The following is a 14,800-nucleotide window of genomic DNA, read 5'->3' as shown; positions in this document are numbered from 1 at the left end:
CTATATTTTGATACCATAGTTTATTTCTTAATCAAACGTTTGTTTAATGGATTTAGTAGTATTTCCACTTGTATTTGCTTACTCGAATTCCATTTATATCCGGTGCCACGAAAACTTTGTATAAAAAAAGAGCAACCCCAAAAATAAGGATGCTCTTCATTGAAAGTATTTACATACTTTCTGTTACAGGTGACTATATAGTTCCACGTTTCTTTTCAGTCTCAGCAACAATTACCGCACATGCAGCGTCACCTGTAATATTAACAGCTGTGCGAGTCATGTCTAGGAGACGATCAATTCCAATGATCAATGCTATACCAGCGACAGGTAGCCCAACGGAATTTAGTACCATTGCAAGCATGATAAGTCCAACTCCTGGTACTCCTGCTGTTCCAACACTAGCTAGAACTGCCGTTAAAACAACGGTAACGAGCTGGATAAACGATAATTCTATCCCATATACTTGAGCAATAAAAATCGTTGCAACACCTTGCATAATTGCAGTTCCATCCATGTTAATGGTTGCACCAAGAGGCTGAACAAAGCTACTAATTGACTCTGGAACACCTAATCGCTTTTGAGCAGTTTCCATTGATACTGGCAAAGTCGCATTACTACTTGAGGTACTAAAAGCAACACCCATTGCTGGTGCGAAATTTTTAAAAAACGTAAATGGATTTTGTTTAGCAAAAATAGCAATTGTCGAACCATACGTTAGTAGGGCATGAACGAATAGTGCTAAAAGAACAACGAACATATACAATCCCATTGCTTTTATTGCACCATAACCTTGGCTACCTACTGCTGTTGCAATAAGACCAAATGTCCCATATGGGGCAAACTTCATAACAAGATTTACTAGATACATCATAAGTTCATTCCCCTGCTCAATCACTCTTAACAAGGTGTCTGCCTTTTTGCCAAGCATTGTAATACCTAATCCTACAAAGATTGAAAAGGCGATAATTTGTAGCATATTCCCTTCAGCAAGTGCTTGGATCGGATTTGTTGGGATAATGTTAAGCAACGTCTCGGTTACAGAAGGTGCTTCCTCAGCCTTATATTCAACATTTGTCGTATCATATTCTCCAATTGTTCCTGGTTGAATGACATAAGCCAATACCAGTCCAATGGTGATTGCAATTGCTGTTGTACATAGAAAATAGAAAATCGTTTTAGCACCAATTCTTCCTAATTTTTTAGGATCACCTAATCCTGCAACACCCAAGGTAATCGAGAAAAATACAATTGGAACAACTAGCATGTTAATTAAGTTAAGAAATATCTTTCCTAGTGGGGTAAATAAAAATGTATTAAGCGTGTCAAATAAACTTGGCGAAGTTAGATTAAGAACTAATCCTACAATCGCACCTATAACTAATCCAATAATAATTTTCGTTGCGAGTTTCATGTAAAACCTCCTAAGATGATTTGTCTTTTTGTTGCTAATTACATGAGATAACTTCCTTGGCAGTAAGGGATTAAGAGGAGAGCATGTTGTTGCGATGGTATATATTTTAACAAGTGTTACTATTTCAAATAAGAGCATTACTCAGTTCTTGCCTCATAACCTAAACGTGTACCTTTTTAATTCCCATAAGGAACAAGTCCAAAACCTCAAGATGGCAAAAAACACAAAAAAACCCCGAGACAACTCGCGGTTTAACCTTGTCATTTTTAGCTAAATATGACGTCCACTGATGACTCTCCTCTGCGCTTGCGAAGTTAGCTGTCGGATTCGGACGAAGAGATGTCCTACGGTTTAGATGTGGGAAGATAGATGTCTGAGGTCAGAAAAACCTAAAACTTTCCCTTCTAAAACGATTCACCCCAAGTGCAGTGCACATGATGGTTTCCCCGCTCCTAAAAATCTAGGATTAAGCGTAATTATGAAGTTGTTACTCTATTTTATATCAAAATAGCAAAAAAATGCAAATATCAAAATTTGGTTGTTTAAAAAACTAACCAAGGACTGACACCCGTTTTTTGTACATACAGATGCAATCCCTAGAATGTATCACTCCTCTGTTAGTTCTAAAAATTCTTCGACATCACTAACAGCTAGCTTGACAGCTTTTTCCCAGAAGTCTTTTTGGGTGAGATCTACTCCTAAATGCTTTTCAGCTAAATCTTCGACAGACATTGAACCTGTGTCTCGTAATAAAGCAATATAGTGCTCTTCGAACGCAGTGCCTTCTTCTAATGCTTTTGCGTAGATTCCGAGTGAAAATAAAAATCCGAATGTATATGGGAAATTATAAAAAGGTGTTCCCGTTATATAGAAATGTAATTTCGATGACCAGAAGCTAGGGTGATAGCTTTCTAAAGACTGACAGTATGCCTCTTTTTGTGCATTTTCCATGAGTTCATTTAATCGATCCGCAGAGACAAAGCCTTCTTTTCGTTCTTCATAAAAACCGTTCTCAAAAATAAACCGAGCGTGAATGTTCATAAGTAGGGCCACACTTCGCTGCAATTTGTCCTCTAAGAGTGCTAAGCGTTCAGCTTCATTTTTTGCATTTTTAACCGCTGCATCCGCTACAATCGTTTCGGCAAAAGTTGACGCAGTTTCAGCTACATTCATTGCATATCGACTATTTAATGGATGCACACCCTGCATGACATGTTGATGAAAAGCGTGACCGAGTTCGTGTGCGAGTGTTGAGACATTTGAAGGTGTGCCTGAAAAAGTCATAAAAATTCTAGATTCAACACTCTCAGGGAAGCTTGTGCAAAAACCACCCGGTGCTTTTCCAGCACGGTCTTCTGCTTCAATCCAAGATTCTTCAAATGCCTTTTTCGTGAAACTTGTTAGCTCACTTCCAAATTGACTAAACTGATCGACAATAAAATCTGAACCATCTTGATAGGTTACTTTGCTATCTGTTTTGACAATCGGAGCATCCAAGTCATACCAACTCATTTTTTCAAGCCCTAGCAGTTTCGCTTTTCGATTTAGATAGTTTACAAGTGGTTGTTTATTTTCCGAGATGACTTGCCACATCATATCAAGCGTCTCTTTTTTCATTCGGTTTATGCGGAGTGGCTCTTTAAGTACCTCCTCCCAGCCTCGTTCTTTGTATACAGCTAAACGGAAGCCACCTAAATGATTTAACGTTTCTGAAAACACATCTGCCTGCTCTTCCCAGGCGTCTTCCCATTTCTCAAAAACTGATTTCCTTACATTGCGATCAGCACTTGAGAACTTATTAAACGCTTGACCAACAGAAAGCTCGTTTAGAACTCCATCCAGTTCAAACGGAATCTTAATTTTTGCTACCAATAAATCATATAGCTGCCCCCAGCCAGAGTATCCATCCACCGAAAGCCCTTGAATCAAGCTCTCTTTTTCCAATGATAGCCTTTCCTTAGAATCCTCACGCTTTTCATTTAATACAAAATGTAGCTGCTGTAAGTCATCATCCTCAAAAAGCTCATTCCATACGCTTTCCTCCGTTTCAACAAGCTTTTGATCAAACTCAATCATCATTGTTGAAAAAGTTGATCTTAATTTCGTAAATCTTGACCTAAGTAGGTTTGCATGTTTATCTGTAGTGTCTTGTGCTTGTAAACAATTAATGTATGACCCAGCTTGTTGAAGCTTTTTGGATACCTTTGCAACAAGTTCAACCACTTGATTAAGTCCTTGATGGGCTGTGGAATCCGTGAGGTGAAGCATAGTCACGCTTGTTTCTAAATCTGTAAGAAAAGATTGAATCGTATGTAAGTAGCTTTCAAACTCGTCTGAATGACTTCCACCCTCAAAGATGACGTCTAAATCCCACGTATCTGAATAAGTTGATTTTTGCACGAATTAGCCTCCTATAAACGTAATACCTTAATTATAAATTAATTCACTGAAAATTCATACTTCTCCGTAAACACGTCTTACTCTTTTAGTGACCCTATAGTTTAAAGCAAAAAAAAGCAGTGCCAATTCTAGTTTCGAATGGCTCTGCTTTACTCGTATAGTAAGGAATTTATTTCGTCTGTTTAACAGGTTTTTCCTCGTCGTCGTCCATAAGTCCTTTTGTTGCATTTTTAAATTCCCTAAGCGTCTTACCCGCAGCTTTACCTAGTTCAGGAAGTTTTTTAGGTCCAAATAATAACAATGCGACAAAAACAATAAGCATGATTTCGCCGAAACCTAAGTTCATTTAGGATACCCTTCTTTCAAAACAAGTTTTACTAATTCTCGTAAATTATAATTGAAACCTTATCAGTTTGTAAAGGCTTTAAAGTGCATGTCACAGCATGCTCATAAACCCAAATCATTATATTTTTCGAATCTGTGTAAAGAAAAAACCGACCAATACTAAAACACTCAGAATTGATACTGATACAACCCAACGGAGATGCTGATTCAGAGAATTATCTTCTGGAGGACTCTCAACTGTTTCACTCAGTATTTGCTCGGAAGTCTCAGGATCATTCACCTTTTCTAATGGATGGGTAAAAATCACTTCTCCATCTTCATTTTTAATAAGCAAGTTTCCGTCCGTTGAAATCTCTTTCACAACTGATTCTCCACGTTTTTTCGTGTAGTACAGAGGTTCGATAAGTTGATACCTATTTTCAGCCTTGTCAATGAATTCTGCTGTTTCAGTTATTTTTTCAGATTCAAAATTTTCAAATCCAAAATCTAAGAGCTTAGCAGTATCTTCATAGGATTGTTTTTCTGTGCTTGTTTTCAGTGTAACCGCAATCAGTTCAATATGATCACGTTGTGCTGTCGTAACAAGAGTAAATCCTGACTGATTCACAAATCCGTTTTTCCCACCTGTTACTCCTTCATATGGCCAATCTCTTAGCATCCGGTGATGATTAATAATCGTCGTATCCCAAGTTTCTCCCTTCCAATCAAGTTCAATCGTCGAAGAGATCTCTCGAAACGTATCATTTTTCATTGCATATTGAGTGATTACTGCCATATCTTCAGCTGTCGTTTGATGCTCAGGGTCAAATAAGCCATGTGGATTTTTAAAAGTAGTCTGACTTACGTTCGTTTTTTCTTTAAGAAAAGCTGTTAAATCTTTTGAAAAATCCTCCACGTTTCCACTTAGATGTTCTGCAATCGCAACACCTGCATCATTACCAGAATTAATAAGTAGACCTTGAATTAATTTTTTCAGGGGAACTTGCTCCCCCTCTTCTAAGTACACTTTTGTGCCATCAGCATTTCGAGCGTTTTCACTGACCGTAACAACGTCATCTAGGTGGCCCTTTTCAATAGCATAAATCGCAGTAGCAATCTTAGTAATGCTTGCAGGATACATGAGTTTGTCAGGTTCCTTTTCAAACAAAACCTCACCAGAAGTTGCATCAATTAACACCGCTGCTTCACTTATAAGTTGTAAATTCGATTGATTATTTTCAGCTACCATCACTTTAGGAATAGTCCCTAACAAAATGAGAAAAATTAAAAGGATTCTTGAGAATTGCATATCGTAATGTCTCCTATTTGAATTTATTCTTTAGTAGCATAACAACTGATAATACGTAAATGCAATGTAAAGAAATTGAAATTTTCACCTTTAATCACATTCCAATGCCTAAACAAAGACGATTGACTTAGACGATTAAATTTACTATGATTACACTGACGAACGTCAGGAAGGTGAAGTAATGACCGCTAACTTAATAAAAAAGGCAGCTAAACGTCACTTTGCTCGTGAAGGATATGATGGTGCATCCTTAGCCGCAATTGCTTCAGAAGTTGGGATAAAAAAGCAGTCGATCTATTCTCATTTTTCAAATAAGGATCATCTTTTCTTAACAATTACAGAAGAAATTTTTAGTGACGAAGTGAATACGATTAAGATATTTTTTGAAGAGAACTCTGGAGGCTCTGTAAAAAGCACCCTATATCTTTTTCTTACCAATTATGGGGAAAGATATGAAAGTGATGAGCAAACGAACTTCATGTTACGAAACGCTTTTTTTCCTCCAAAGCATCTAGAAGATCACGTAATGCAAAAGCTTTATGGCTATTATGATCAATTAGAAGCTCTTTTAATGGAAGTATTACAAGATGAAAAGTTAGTGGTTTCAAGTACAGAGGCAGCTATTGCCTTTTTAGGTCTTTTTGATGCTGTTATCATTGAAATGCTCTACGGCGGTAAAAATCGATTTAATCGTAGACTTGAGGCAAGCTGGAATATTTACTGGCGCGGGATTACAAAAAAAGCGCAAGCGCCTTGTTCAGAGGAAGAAAGGCTAAGTTCGCAACGTCCTGTTGCAACGCCTTTCTCACCTTCATCCTGAAGGAGTCCGACAAGCTGGACCTCGAGGCAGTCAAGAACGCGACGTCAATCGCCATGACTGCACTAGCACGTCCTGTGCGTCGGGGCTAGGCGCTGGAGCTGGATTCAGAAACGCAGACTTAGTGAGAATATTTTATATTTTCCTGTTCTACAACAAAGTGAGGGTTCATAATGATGAAAAACAAATGGCTTATTGTCTATATAGCAGCTTTATTTGAAGTGATGTGGGTATCAGGTTTAAAGCATGCCGGAACATCACTTGAATGGACGGGAACAATCATTGCAATCCTCATCAGCTTTGGTTTGCTGATTCGAGCGACAAACTTCTTACCTGTAAGTACGGTTTATGCGGTGTTTACTGGTCTAGGTGCAGCAGGTACAGTTCTGATTGAAATTCTATTTTTCGGAGAGCCTCTTAAGCTTTTGAAAATTTTACTGATAGTGTTACTTGTTGCAGGAGTAGTCGGACTGAAAGTAATATCGAGTGGAAAACAGGAGGTGAAAGAATCATGAATTGGTTCTTTCTAGTTGCTGCTGGTCTGTTCGAAGTCGTTGGAGTTACTGGAATTAGTAAGTTTAACGAAAAAAAGTCTCTTACGTCCTTTCTTTTTATGACTATGGGATTTGGGGCAAGCTTTCTCTTCCTTACTCAAGCAATGGAAACCATTTCAATGGGTACCGCCTATGCCGTTTGGACAGGTATTGGTACAGCTGGAAGTGCGATCATTGGAATACTTTTTCTAGGAGAAAAAAAAGAGTGGAAAAGAATAGCATTTATTACCCTTATTATTAGTTCAACAATTGGGTTAAAGCTCGTATCATGAACAAAAGCGCAAGCGCCTTGGTCAGCCCCGACAAGCATAAGGCGATTCTAAATAGAAGGCGTTCTTTGCCTTCAATTTAGAATTGACTTATGACCTCGAGGCAGTTACAACCGCGACGTCCTGTCGCTGTAACTGCACTAGCACGTCGTGTGCGTCGGGGCTAGGCGCTGGAGCTGGATGCAGAAACTCTATCCACAGTTCAAAGACTTTATAATTTCCTATCATAAGTAAGAGAGGTTGACTAATAGTCAACCTCTTACCCCTCTATCCTCGGGTGAGTCGGATCACAATTTGGATCACCTGCATCCGTTGCTTCTGCTACCTTCGTCAAATAATAACACTCTTCCCTCAGCATATGGTCTGCCATTAATACAGAAAATGTGCTCAGCATTTCATTTGAAAACTCTAGTTCTTCAATTTCGTCGAGAAACATCCGAAACATTTCTATTTCCAGTGTTACCTCCTTGTTCATTCTTGTTAATGCCGGAAACGAGTTAACATTTGCTCTTAAGAAACCAGACAATTCAATCGCCTTAAGATAAAACTGTTCGAAATGCTTAGTAAACACATCACTTTTTTCTTTCAGGCGTTTTTCAACCGCATCAAGATTATCGGAAATCGCACCCGCATGACCTGCTGCATCAAGTAACCACAACAAATGATGATGTAACTCATGAAAAATTGGCGGTACTTCGTTCTTCTTAAGATATTTCAAAACTAACATATACTCATCTAGCTCATTGACCATGTGGTTAATAAATGTTGGTGGCAGCTGAATTTTTATTTTCCCGACCAAATGGCGTTTAATGAGCGACAACTTAAATACTCTAAATTGCTTTACGTATGCCTCAGCTTCTAATGTAAGTGTATACATATCGTTTTGTTCGGTTGCTTTTTTTAACAAAGTATCAAACGCTTGCTTAAACTCGGTTGCTTTTTTAATGTCTTCTTTTTCACTAACAGCTAAGGAATCTAAAATAAATCGTGCGTGGTCTCCTAGGACCTGCAGCCAAAACATGTGTTCAAAAACAGAAGCTTCTTGAAATGTTTTCAAATTACTCCCCCCACTTTGTCAACTTCCTCCATTATTAAACCTATGGTTAAAAGCTACGAAATAGTCATAAATTTCACCTCATGACAAAGTTGTAATGAGTACTAAATTCCTAGAATATACGTTTCATTGTTGATGTTAGTACTTACTATATTTTGTTATCATCACTCATCTGTTCACTAATTAGACCTAAAACACTCCTTAATCTTTCACTTAATGAAAAAAAGCATAACCCGTCAAATCAACGGCATTATGCTTATACACTTTAACTTATTGATGAATATGTTTTTCCCAGTACGTCATTCCGTTGTCATGGCTCGTTTGGTTCATTCCGAGTTTTTTTAGAACACTTAGGGATGGACCATTATCTTCTAAGCATTCAGCTTTTATTCGATGAACGTCTGTCGAAGTAAATGCCCAATTCATTAATGCCTCAATTGCTTCCGTTGCGTAGCCACGATTCTGAACGTTAGTAGAGATCCCATAACCGACTTCTACTGTTCCTTCGTATGGCTTTCCTTTGTAGCCAATATCACCAATTAAAAGGCCATCACTTTGTTGATAGACGAACCAAACACCCCACCCTTTGTAGGATGTATCATTTTCAATAATACTTAAGTAATAATCGATATGATCGCCCATCTCGTAATCGTCAGAGCTTGTCCTCATTAGTTCCTCTGTAGCAGGAATTAATTTTAATCGCTTCGTGATGATCTCCATTCTTATCCCTCTTTTACTGTTGTTTTGATGGAGGATTATGTACAATTCATCCTATATAATCTGGTACGTTTAGAGTCTATTATAATATGAACGAGTGCGAGTGTGTAGATTATATTATGTATGCTAATAAATGAACTCGCTACAGCACATAGAAATAGCCCGACACATTTCTTATAAATTAGCTAGATGTGCGGATATTTTATTAGAAAATTAAAGATTAAAGTTATAATTTTCAGTTTATTAGTAATGTTGTCGTTATCTTTCTGTTACATCTGCAACGCATTTATCATCTCGCTGTTTTTTACAAGCCTTCTTTTTGTGATAACATGGGTTTTATTCGTTATTGCTGATTAGGAGGAGGAACAATATGAAAAAAATGATCTTTTCATTAGTGGTTATAGCCGCACTAACAACTACAGCAGGAATAAACGCTCAAGCAGAAGAGGTTGTAGTAAATAAAGGAGACACTCTCTGGGGACTTTCACAGGCGCACAAAGTTTCAGTGGATGATATTAAAAGCTGGAACGACTTATCATCAGACATTATTATTGCTGACAATACATTAAAGATATCAAATGATGAAGTGTACACTGTTGTTGCAGGTGATACTCTTTGGAGCATTGGTGAGAAATTTGATTCAAGCGCAGACTATATTTCTGAGAAAAATGAATTAACGGGGGACATTATTGTTCCTGGTCAAGAGCTTGTTATATACAATGATGCAGACGATGAAACAAAAGAAACACCAAAACCAGAAGCGAAACAAGAAACGCAGGAAGAGCCTAAGGACCAAAATCCTTCAGTTGCAGAAGCATCTGCAAGTGCTACCTCAGAAAATGACGTTGCAGAAAAAGAAGTAGCAAAAGAATTTACAGTACTAGCAACTGCATATACAGCAAGCTGTGAGGGCTGTTCAGGAACAACAGCAACAGGCGTAGATTTAAAAGCCAACCCTGATGAAAAAGTAATCGCCGTCGATCCAAACGTTATTCCATTAGGATCTAAAGTGTACGTTGAAGGCTATGGCTATGCCACAGCTGAAGATACAGGCGGTGCAATTAAAGGAAATCGCATTGATGTCTTTATCCCTACAGAAGGAGCAGCTATATCTTTTGGGAAAAGAGAAGTGAATATAAAAGTGTTAAATGAATCTTAATTTGTAAGACTAGAAAGTGGTGTAGCAGATCTCTCTAACAAGGGATTAACTTTGCCACTTTTTTACCAATTAAAGAAGCTAACACAAAGGGATATCCCCTTTGTATTAGCCTTTATTTTAGTAATTAGTAACCATAACCGCCGCCACCGTATCCGTTACCAACGTAAGCTGAACCCACGATAATTACAAGGATAAACAATACAACGATAAGTGCAAAACCGCCACCATATCCACCTTCGTTACCCATTTATGTCACCTCTTTTTCAGTAGAATCGACAGTACAGAGTATCATATGCCTTAATAGTCTAATTCGCTATGGGCAGACCATGAAAAATTATGTAACAAAAAACCAAGACCAATTTCATACAGGTAGGGTCTTGGTTTAATCTTTTTTTCTACTCTTTTCTAGGTATAGAGTTTTTTTCATCTTTTTCATTATTTAGTTTAACGTCTATCGTGCCAGCCATATAATCATCGCTAACTTGTTCATGGGTAACTGCCAGACCAGAAGAAAGTTCATCCTCACGTTTGTAATCTTCAACTTCATATTGTCTACCCGCTATTTGAGTACTATCTAGTGGCTCTTTTTTCAAAAGTAATCCCTCCAAACGTCTGTGTCTACATTCTTACTATTTACATTTTCTTATAAATTAATCAGACGTTTTTTAAAAGCATATCAGCTTTATATATGGGAACATTATCACTGCACGGACTCTGCGTTAATAGGAGGAAAAAACATGAGCAAAACAGAAGGCAAGCAATTTCAGGATGACTTAAGTCAATATCAGATGCCCGACGCTTTAAAACAAGAAAAAAATTACAGCTATAGAGTTGGTTATGAAGCGTCGACAGGGAATAAAACGGATCCTGCTCACACTGAAGAGGGCAAACGCACCTAAAATATTAAGTATGGTTATCTGAATGAGTGCTGTCCCCAATGCTTAAAGCGCTGAGGGTCAGGCGCCCCATAGCATACAAAAGCGCAAGCGCCTTGTTCAGCCTTAGGCATAGCATAAGGCGATTCTAAATAGAAGGCGTTCTTTGCCTTCAATTTAGAATTGACTTATGACCTCGAGGCAGTTACAACCGCGACGTCCTGTCGCTGTAACTGCACTAGCACGTCCTGTGCGTCGGGGCTAGGCGCTGGAGCTGGATGCAGAAACGTTATCCACAGTTCAAAAATTTTAAAATTTCCTAAACAATAAAAAGGTGCCAGACCCCCGGGTTTAAGCAGTGGACTGGCACCAACAAACATTAAGCACTCGTTGCATCTCTTTCAGATAGCAAAATCTTAACTGTTACCGCCTTTCCGTTTCGGTAAACCTTCACGTCAATTTCGTCACCAATTTTTGCTTCAGTATACAGATACTTTCTCAAGTCGCTTGCACCCTTTATTTCTGTTCCGTTCATTGAGACAATTACATCTTGTTCTTTTAAACCTGCAGAATCTGCTGGAGAAGAAGGAGCAATATTTCCAACTACCACACCAGTTGAGATTTCTTTAGGTAGATTCATTGAATCTCTAACATATGCTTCAGGTAGTTCAGCTAAATCGATTAAGCCTACTCCTAAAAATGGTCGTTGAATTTTCCCTTTTTCCATTAATTCATCTGAAATTGGAACGACATCTTCACTTGGAATGGCAAAGCCTAAGCCTTCAACACCATTTTGACTGATTTTCAGACTGTTGATGCCAATCACTTCTCCACTCATATTAATCAGTGGTCCACCGCTGTTTCCTGGGTTAATCGCTGCATCCGTTTGAATAACATCTAAAGCCCAGTCACCATCAGAAGTTGTAATGTTCACAGAGCGGTCTTTCCCACTAATAATTCCCTCTGTCACTGTTCGTGAGAACTCTAATCCAAGCGGATTTCCAATCGCGATTACACTTTCACCCGTTCTTAGTGCTGTAGAGTCTCCAAAGCTTGCAACGGTTGTCACATGCTCACTACTTATCTTTAAAACGGCCATATCTGTTAAAGGATCGGCTCCTACGACACTTGCTTTAACTTTTTCTCCATTGAAGTGGGTAACTTCTACGGATTGTGCTCCTTCGATTACGTGGTTATTTGTGATAATGTAGGCAGCGTCATCTGATTTTTTAAAAATAACACCAGATCCTGTACCCGATTCTACGCCCTGTGCATTTTGAAAAGGATTGCCACTTGCTTGTATATTTGTAATTCCCACAATTGCAGGGGATAAACTTTCAACAATGTCGGCAATTTCATTTTTACTAGAAAGTGGTTGTGCACCTACCTCGACTGTATTTTCCTTTTCCTCAGTAAGGGTAACTTCACTGCCTTGATTAGTGGGTGCGTTTTGATTTATATCTGTAAACGTTGTAACACCTAAAACCATTGCTCCACCGACGATTCCACTTACAATTGATGTAAACCAAGGCCTTCTTGAACGCTCTACTTTGTCTTGATGTCTTGTATTCGTTTCATCATAATATCCCATTTAATTTTACCTCCATTAAAATATATTTATAGATTTGTGATTGGCATTTACTTCTTATGCTACCGTTCCACCTATCACCATGACAATAACTAGTATAGCAAATACAACAGCTATTAATGCTCTCATTATGATCCCTGCCTAACTTGCAATCTTTAAGATAGTTACACTATACAAATAGAGTTTGGGAGAATAATGAAAGAAATATGTGAAATTATGAAAAGTGCGCTACATTGCTCTAGAATGGTTGTATAATAGCTTGGAAAAGGATGTGAAATGATGAGTTATAGTGTTTATTTGGTTGAGGATGAGCGCAACTTAAACGAATTATTAACGATGTATTTACAAAAAGAAAATTGGACGGTGACTTCTTGCTTAACAGGAGAAGAAGCACGAAACTTAATTCATTCTCCTCCACATTTATGGGTTTTAGATATTATGCTTCCGGATATTGACGGATACCAACTAATCCGCGAGATAAAACAAGCTACACCTCACGTACCCGTTATTTTCATTTCTGCTCGAGATGCTGACATTGATCGCGTTCTTGGTTTAGAGCTTGGAAGTGACGATTACATAGCAAAGCCATTCTTGCCAAGAGAACTTGTTATTCGAGTTCAAAAATTATTAGCCCGGACCTATGATCACGAGCCTCAAAAACTACGTACCCTTTCACCTTATACGATTGATGATGGCCTGAGAGTTGTTTATTTGGACGAGCAAGATGTCAACTTAACATCAAAGGAATTCGATTTATTACAGCTTCTCATTAACAACCAAGGACATGCGTTTTCACGAGAACAAATGTTAACAAAGGTTTGGGGATCAGACTATTTTGGCACAGACCGAGTTGTTGATGACCTTGTCCGCAGATTGCGAAAGAAAATGCCAGAGCTAAAGGTCGAAACGATTTATGGTTACGGTTATAGGATGGTCAAAGGATGAAAAACCGTTCGCTTGCGTTTCAAATTTGGCTCGTCTTTTCCGGCATATTGTTGGCTATTTCGATTCTGTTAGTGATTTTATTTCCAACAACGTTACGTACCTTCTTCACGCAAGAAATATATAAATCGATTGAGAATGAACAAATCATCCTAACGGAATATGGCTACCCTCAAAATCAAGATCAATTTTCAGATGAAATTAATTCAGGCAGAGACCGTTCGGTACACCATTTGATTCTACCTGAGAGCCAACCATTTATCTTTTATTCGAAACGTTCGCCTCTTCCTGTTGAATTTTTGCAACATGCACAACAGCTAGCTTCAATTCAGGAAAACAGCAGTGAAAGGTACTCGAAAACAATAAAAGATCAGTCATTGTTTTTTGTGATTCGCAAGCTAACAATTAATAGCGAACCAGGATTTTTGCTCTCATACGCGTGGGATTCCTATCGAAATGACTTAGTTTTTACACTTTTTAAACAGTTGATCGTGATTATGTTGATTGTTTTCGTGTTAAGTTGGATACCAGCTATCTGGCTAGCCAGGTATTTATCACGTCCACTTGTAACATTAGAAAAGCATGTAAAAAACATCTCTGAACTAGATTGGCATAAACCGGTAAACGTTGACAGACAAGACGAAATTGGAAAGTTAGCGAATACAATTGAGATAATGAGACAGCAGCTTGTACGTAAAGATGAAGCACAACAAACGCTACTACAAAATATTTCTCATGATTTAAAAACACCTGTAATGGTGATCCGTGGGTATGCAAAATCAGTCAATGATGGGATATACCCAAAAGGTGATTTAACAAAAACCATGAATGTGATTGAAGAGGAAGCAGAACGGTTGGAAAAAAAGATTAAAGATCTGCTGTACTTAACAAAACTAGATTTCCTCTCGAAGAGAAATCCACTTAAAACAACCTTTAGACTCGATGTGTTGATTCAAAAAGAAGTGGAAAGACTACGTTGGTCACAACCAGACCTACAAGTAACTCAATCTCTAGAAGAAACCACTACCCTAGGTGATGAAGAACAATGGGGAAAATTAGTTGAAAACATTCTTGAAAATGCCTTACGATACGCCAATGAAAAAATCACACTTTCTCTTAAAAAAGTTGAAAGTGAGGTTATCGTTCGAATATGGAATGACGGACCAGCAATTGATGAAAGCATTATTGAAACGATCTTCGAGACCTTTCAAAAAGGAACCAACGGGGAGTTTGGTATTGGCTTAAGCATTGTAAAACGAATTGCCCTGCTCCATCAAGCAGAGGTTTGGGCAAAGAATGAAGAGAATGGTGTTTCCTTTTACTTGAAAATCCCTATGGAAAATCAAGCAATTAAATAGATAACTCATGTACATATCCAGAC

Annotated in this window: 16 protein-coding genes and 1 riboswitch; of the genes, 7 read left to right on the top strand and 9 right to left on the bottom strand. The window is 38.1% G+C overall.

Annotated elements, in window-relative coordinates; translation table 11 throughout:
• Positions 1-193: 193 nt before the first annotated feature.
• From ACFFIX_RS05365 to ACFFIX_RS05350, 4 genes are all read right to left on the bottom strand, one after another.
• Complete coding sequence (locus tag ACFFIX_RS05365) at positions 194-1,411, bottom strand: dicarboxylate/amino acid:cation symporter (protein ID WP_378931342.1); 1,218 nt, start codon at positions 1,409-1,411, stop codon at positions 194-196.
• A 288-nt stretch (positions 1,412-1,699) separates the two neighbouring features.
• Positions 1,700-1,894: riboswitch (cyclic di-AMP (ydaO/yuaA leader) on the bottom strand.
• Positions 1,895-2,017: 123 nt separating this feature from the next.
• A complete protein-coding gene (locus ACFFIX_RS05360) occupies positions 2,018-3,811 on the bottom strand; it encodes a M3 family oligoendopeptidase (protein WP_378931340.1) in 1,794 nt (597 codons plus the stop codon).
• Positions 3,812-3,980: 169 nt separating this feature from the next.
• The gene (locus ACFFIX_RS05355) at positions 3,981-4,157 is read right to left on the bottom strand and encodes a twin-arginine translocase TatA/TatE family subunit (protein ID WP_378931338.1); all 177 of its coding nucleotides are present in this window, start codon (positions 4,155-4,157) and stop codon (positions 3,981-3,983) included.
• 117 nt (positions 4,158-4,274) lie between these two features.
• Positions 4,275-5,444 (bottom strand): D-alanyl-D-alanine carboxypeptidase family protein, encoded by a 1,170-nt coding sequence (locus ACFFIX_RS05350; protein ID WP_378931336.1) that lies wholly within the window; start codon positions 5,442-5,444, stop codon positions 4,275-4,277.
• A 181-nt stretch (positions 5,445-5,625) separates the two neighbouring features.
• Here ACFFIX_RS05350 and ACFFIX_RS05345 point away from each other — a divergent pair, with 181 nt between their 5' ends.
• The 3 genes from ACFFIX_RS05345 to ACFFIX_RS05335 all read left to right on the top strand — a co-directional run bounded on the left by ACFFIX_RS05345 (position 5,626) and on the right by ACFFIX_RS05335 (position 7,087).
• The gene (locus ACFFIX_RS05345) at positions 5,626-6,264 is read left to right on the top strand and encodes a TetR/AcrR family transcriptional regulator (protein ID WP_378931334.1); all 639 of its coding nucleotides are present in this window, start codon (positions 5,626-5,628) and stop codon (positions 6,262-6,264) included.
• A gap of 173 nt (positions 6,265-6,437) precedes the next feature.
• Positions 6,438-6,776, top strand: coding sequence for a DMT family transporter (locus tag ACFFIX_RS05340; RefSeq protein WP_378931331.1), 339 nt, complete (start codon positions 6,438-6,440; stop codon positions 6,774-6,776).
• On the top strand, positions 6,773-7,087 hold the full coding sequence (locus ACFFIX_RS05335) for a DMT family transporter (protein ID WP_378931329.1): 315 nt from the start codon (positions 6,773-6,775) through the stop codon (positions 7,085-7,087). Before ACFFIX_RS05340 ends, ACFFIX_RS05335 begins: the two co-directional genes overlap by 4 nt.
• 256 nt (positions 7,088-7,343) lie before the next feature.
• Here the strand turns inward: ACFFIX_RS05335 and ACFFIX_RS05330 are convergent, their stop codons facing one another.
• Together ACFFIX_RS05330 and ACFFIX_RS05325 are read right to left on the bottom strand one after the other, a co-directional pair.
• Positions 7,344-8,141, bottom strand: a complete 798-nt coding sequence (locus ACFFIX_RS05330) for a DUF2935 domain-containing protein (protein ID WP_378931327.1) — start codon at positions 8,139-8,141, stop codon at positions 7,344-7,346.
• A 267-nt stretch (positions 8,142-8,408) separates the two neighbouring features.
• On the bottom strand, positions 8,409-8,858 hold the full coding sequence (locus tag ACFFIX_RS05325) for a GNAT family N-acetyltransferase (protein WP_378931325.1): 450 nt from the start codon (positions 8,856-8,858) through the stop codon (positions 8,409-8,411).
• Between the two features lie 367 nt (positions 8,859-9,225).
• On the opposite strand from ACFFIX_RS05325, the gene ACFFIX_RS05320 reads away from it, so the two are divergent.
• Complete coding sequence (locus ACFFIX_RS05320) at positions 9,226-10,014, top strand: 3D domain-containing protein (protein WP_378931323.1); 789 nt, start codon at positions 9,226-9,228, stop codon at positions 10,012-10,014.
• A 124-nt stretch (positions 10,015-10,138) separates the two neighbouring features.
• On the opposite strand, the gene ACFFIX_RS05315 is transcribed toward ACFFIX_RS05320, so the two are convergent.
• Both ACFFIX_RS05315 and ACFFIX_RS05310 read right to left on the bottom strand, forming a co-directional pair.
• Positions 10,139-10,261: a YjcZ family sporulation protein gene (locus ACFFIX_RS05315; RefSeq protein WP_378931321.1), complete on the bottom strand. Its 123-nt coding sequence runs from the start codon at positions 10,259-10,261 to the stop codon at positions 10,139-10,141.
• A gap of 148 nt (positions 10,262-10,409) precedes the next feature.
• On the bottom strand, positions 10,410-10,607 hold the full coding sequence (locus ACFFIX_RS05310; protein ID WP_378931319.1) for a YozQ family protein: 198 nt from the start codon (positions 10,605-10,607) through the stop codon (positions 10,410-10,412).
• A 144-nt stretch (positions 10,608-10,751) separates the two neighbouring features.
• Here ACFFIX_RS05310 and ACFFIX_RS05305 point away from each other — a divergent pair, with 144 nt between their 5' ends.
• Positions 10,752-10,913 (top strand): hypothetical protein, encoded by a 162-nt coding sequence (locus ACFFIX_RS05305; RefSeq protein ID WP_378931317.1) that lies wholly within the window; start codon positions 10,752-10,754, stop codon positions 10,911-10,913.
• 355 nt (positions 10,914-11,268) lie between these two features.
• Here ACFFIX_RS05305 and ACFFIX_RS05300 read toward each other — a convergent pair whose 3' ends face one another.
• Positions 11,269-12,480 carry a S1C family serine protease gene (locus ACFFIX_RS05300; RefSeq protein ID WP_378931315.1) on the bottom strand — a complete coding sequence of 404 codons (1,212 nt, stop codon included), beginning with the start codon at positions 12,478-12,480 and terminating at the stop codon, positions 11,269-11,271.
• A gap of 276 nt (positions 12,481-12,756) precedes the next feature.
• Here ACFFIX_RS05300 and ACFFIX_RS05295 point away from each other — a divergent pair, with 276 nt between their 5' ends.
• Together ACFFIX_RS05295 and ACFFIX_RS05290 are read left to right on the top strand one after the other, a co-directional pair.
• A complete protein-coding gene (locus tag ACFFIX_RS05295) occupies positions 12,757-13,422 on the top strand; it encodes a response regulator transcription factor (protein ID WP_378931313.1) in 666 nt (221 codons plus the stop codon).
• Positions 13,419-14,777 carry a sensor histidine kinase gene (locus ACFFIX_RS05290; protein ID WP_378931311.1) on the top strand — a complete coding sequence of 453 codons (1,359 nt, stop codon included), beginning with the start codon at positions 13,419-13,421 and terminating at the stop codon, positions 14,775-14,777. The genes ACFFIX_RS05295 and ACFFIX_RS05290 overlap by 4 nt, the downstream gene beginning before the upstream one ends.
• The last annotated feature ends 23 nt before the right edge of the window (positions 14,778-14,800 follow it).

The sequence above is a fragment of the Metabacillus herbersteinensis genome (assembly GCF_042433335.1).
In the GTDB taxonomy this organism is placed as follows: Bacteria; Bacillota; Bacilli; order Bacillales; family Bacillaceae; genus Metabacillus; species Metabacillus herbersteinensis.
Note: the sequence above shows the minus strand (reverse complement) of the source record. Positions and strands in the feature narration are given on the sequence as shown.

Bases quoted from the DNA above. Each gene is read 5' to 3' on its own strand.
- ACFFIX_RS05365 (WP_378931342.1), bottom strand. From the start codon at position 1,411: ATGAAACTCGCAACGAAAATTATTATTGGATTAGTTATAGGTGCGATT.
- ACFFIX_RS05300 (WP_378931315.1), bottom strand. From the start codon at position 12,480: ATGGGATATTATGATGAAACGAATACAAGACATCAAGACAAAGTAGAG.
- ACFFIX_RS05290 (WP_378931311.1), top strand. From the start codon at position 13,419: ATGAAAAACCGTTCGCTTGCGTTTCAAATTTGGCTCGTCTTTTCCGGC.
- ACFFIX_RS05350 (WP_378931336.1), bottom strand. From the start codon at position 5,444: ATGCAATTCTCAAGAATCCTTTTAATTTTTCTCATTTTGTTAGGGACT.
- ACFFIX_RS05335 (WP_378931329.1), top strand. From the start codon at position 6,773: ATGAATTGGTTCTTTCTAGTTGCTGCTGGTCTGTTCGAAGTCGTTGGA.
- ACFFIX_RS05355 (WP_378931338.1), bottom strand. From the start codon at position 4,157: ATGAACTTAGGTTTCGGCGAAATCATGCTTATTGTTTTTGTCGCATTG.
- ACFFIX_RS05295 (WP_378931313.1), top strand. From the start codon at position 12,757: ATGAGTTATAGTGTTTATTTGGTTGAGGATGAGCGCAACTTAAACGAA.
- ACFFIX_RS05345 (WP_378931334.1), top strand. From the start codon at position 5,626: ATGACCGCTAACTTAATAAAAAAGGCAGCTAAACGTCACTTTGCTCGT.
- ACFFIX_RS05340 (WP_378931331.1), top strand. From the start codon at position 6,438: ATGAAAAACAAATGGCTTATTGTCTATATAGCAGCTTTATTTGAAGTG.
- ACFFIX_RS05305 (WP_378931317.1), top strand. From the start codon at position 10,752: ATGAGCAAAACAGAAGGCAAGCAATTTCAGGATGACTTAAGTCAATAT.
- ACFFIX_RS05320 (WP_378931323.1), top strand. From the start codon at position 9,226: ATGAAAAAAATGATCTTTTCATTAGTGGTTATAGCCGCACTAACAACT.
- ACFFIX_RS05315 (WP_378931321.1), bottom strand. From the start codon at position 10,261: ATGGGTAACGAAGGTGGATATGGTGGCGGTTTTGCACTTATCGTTGTA.
- ACFFIX_RS05325 (WP_378931325.1), bottom strand. From the start codon at position 8,858: ATGGAGATCATCACGAAGCGATTAAAATTAATTCCTGCTACAGAGGAA.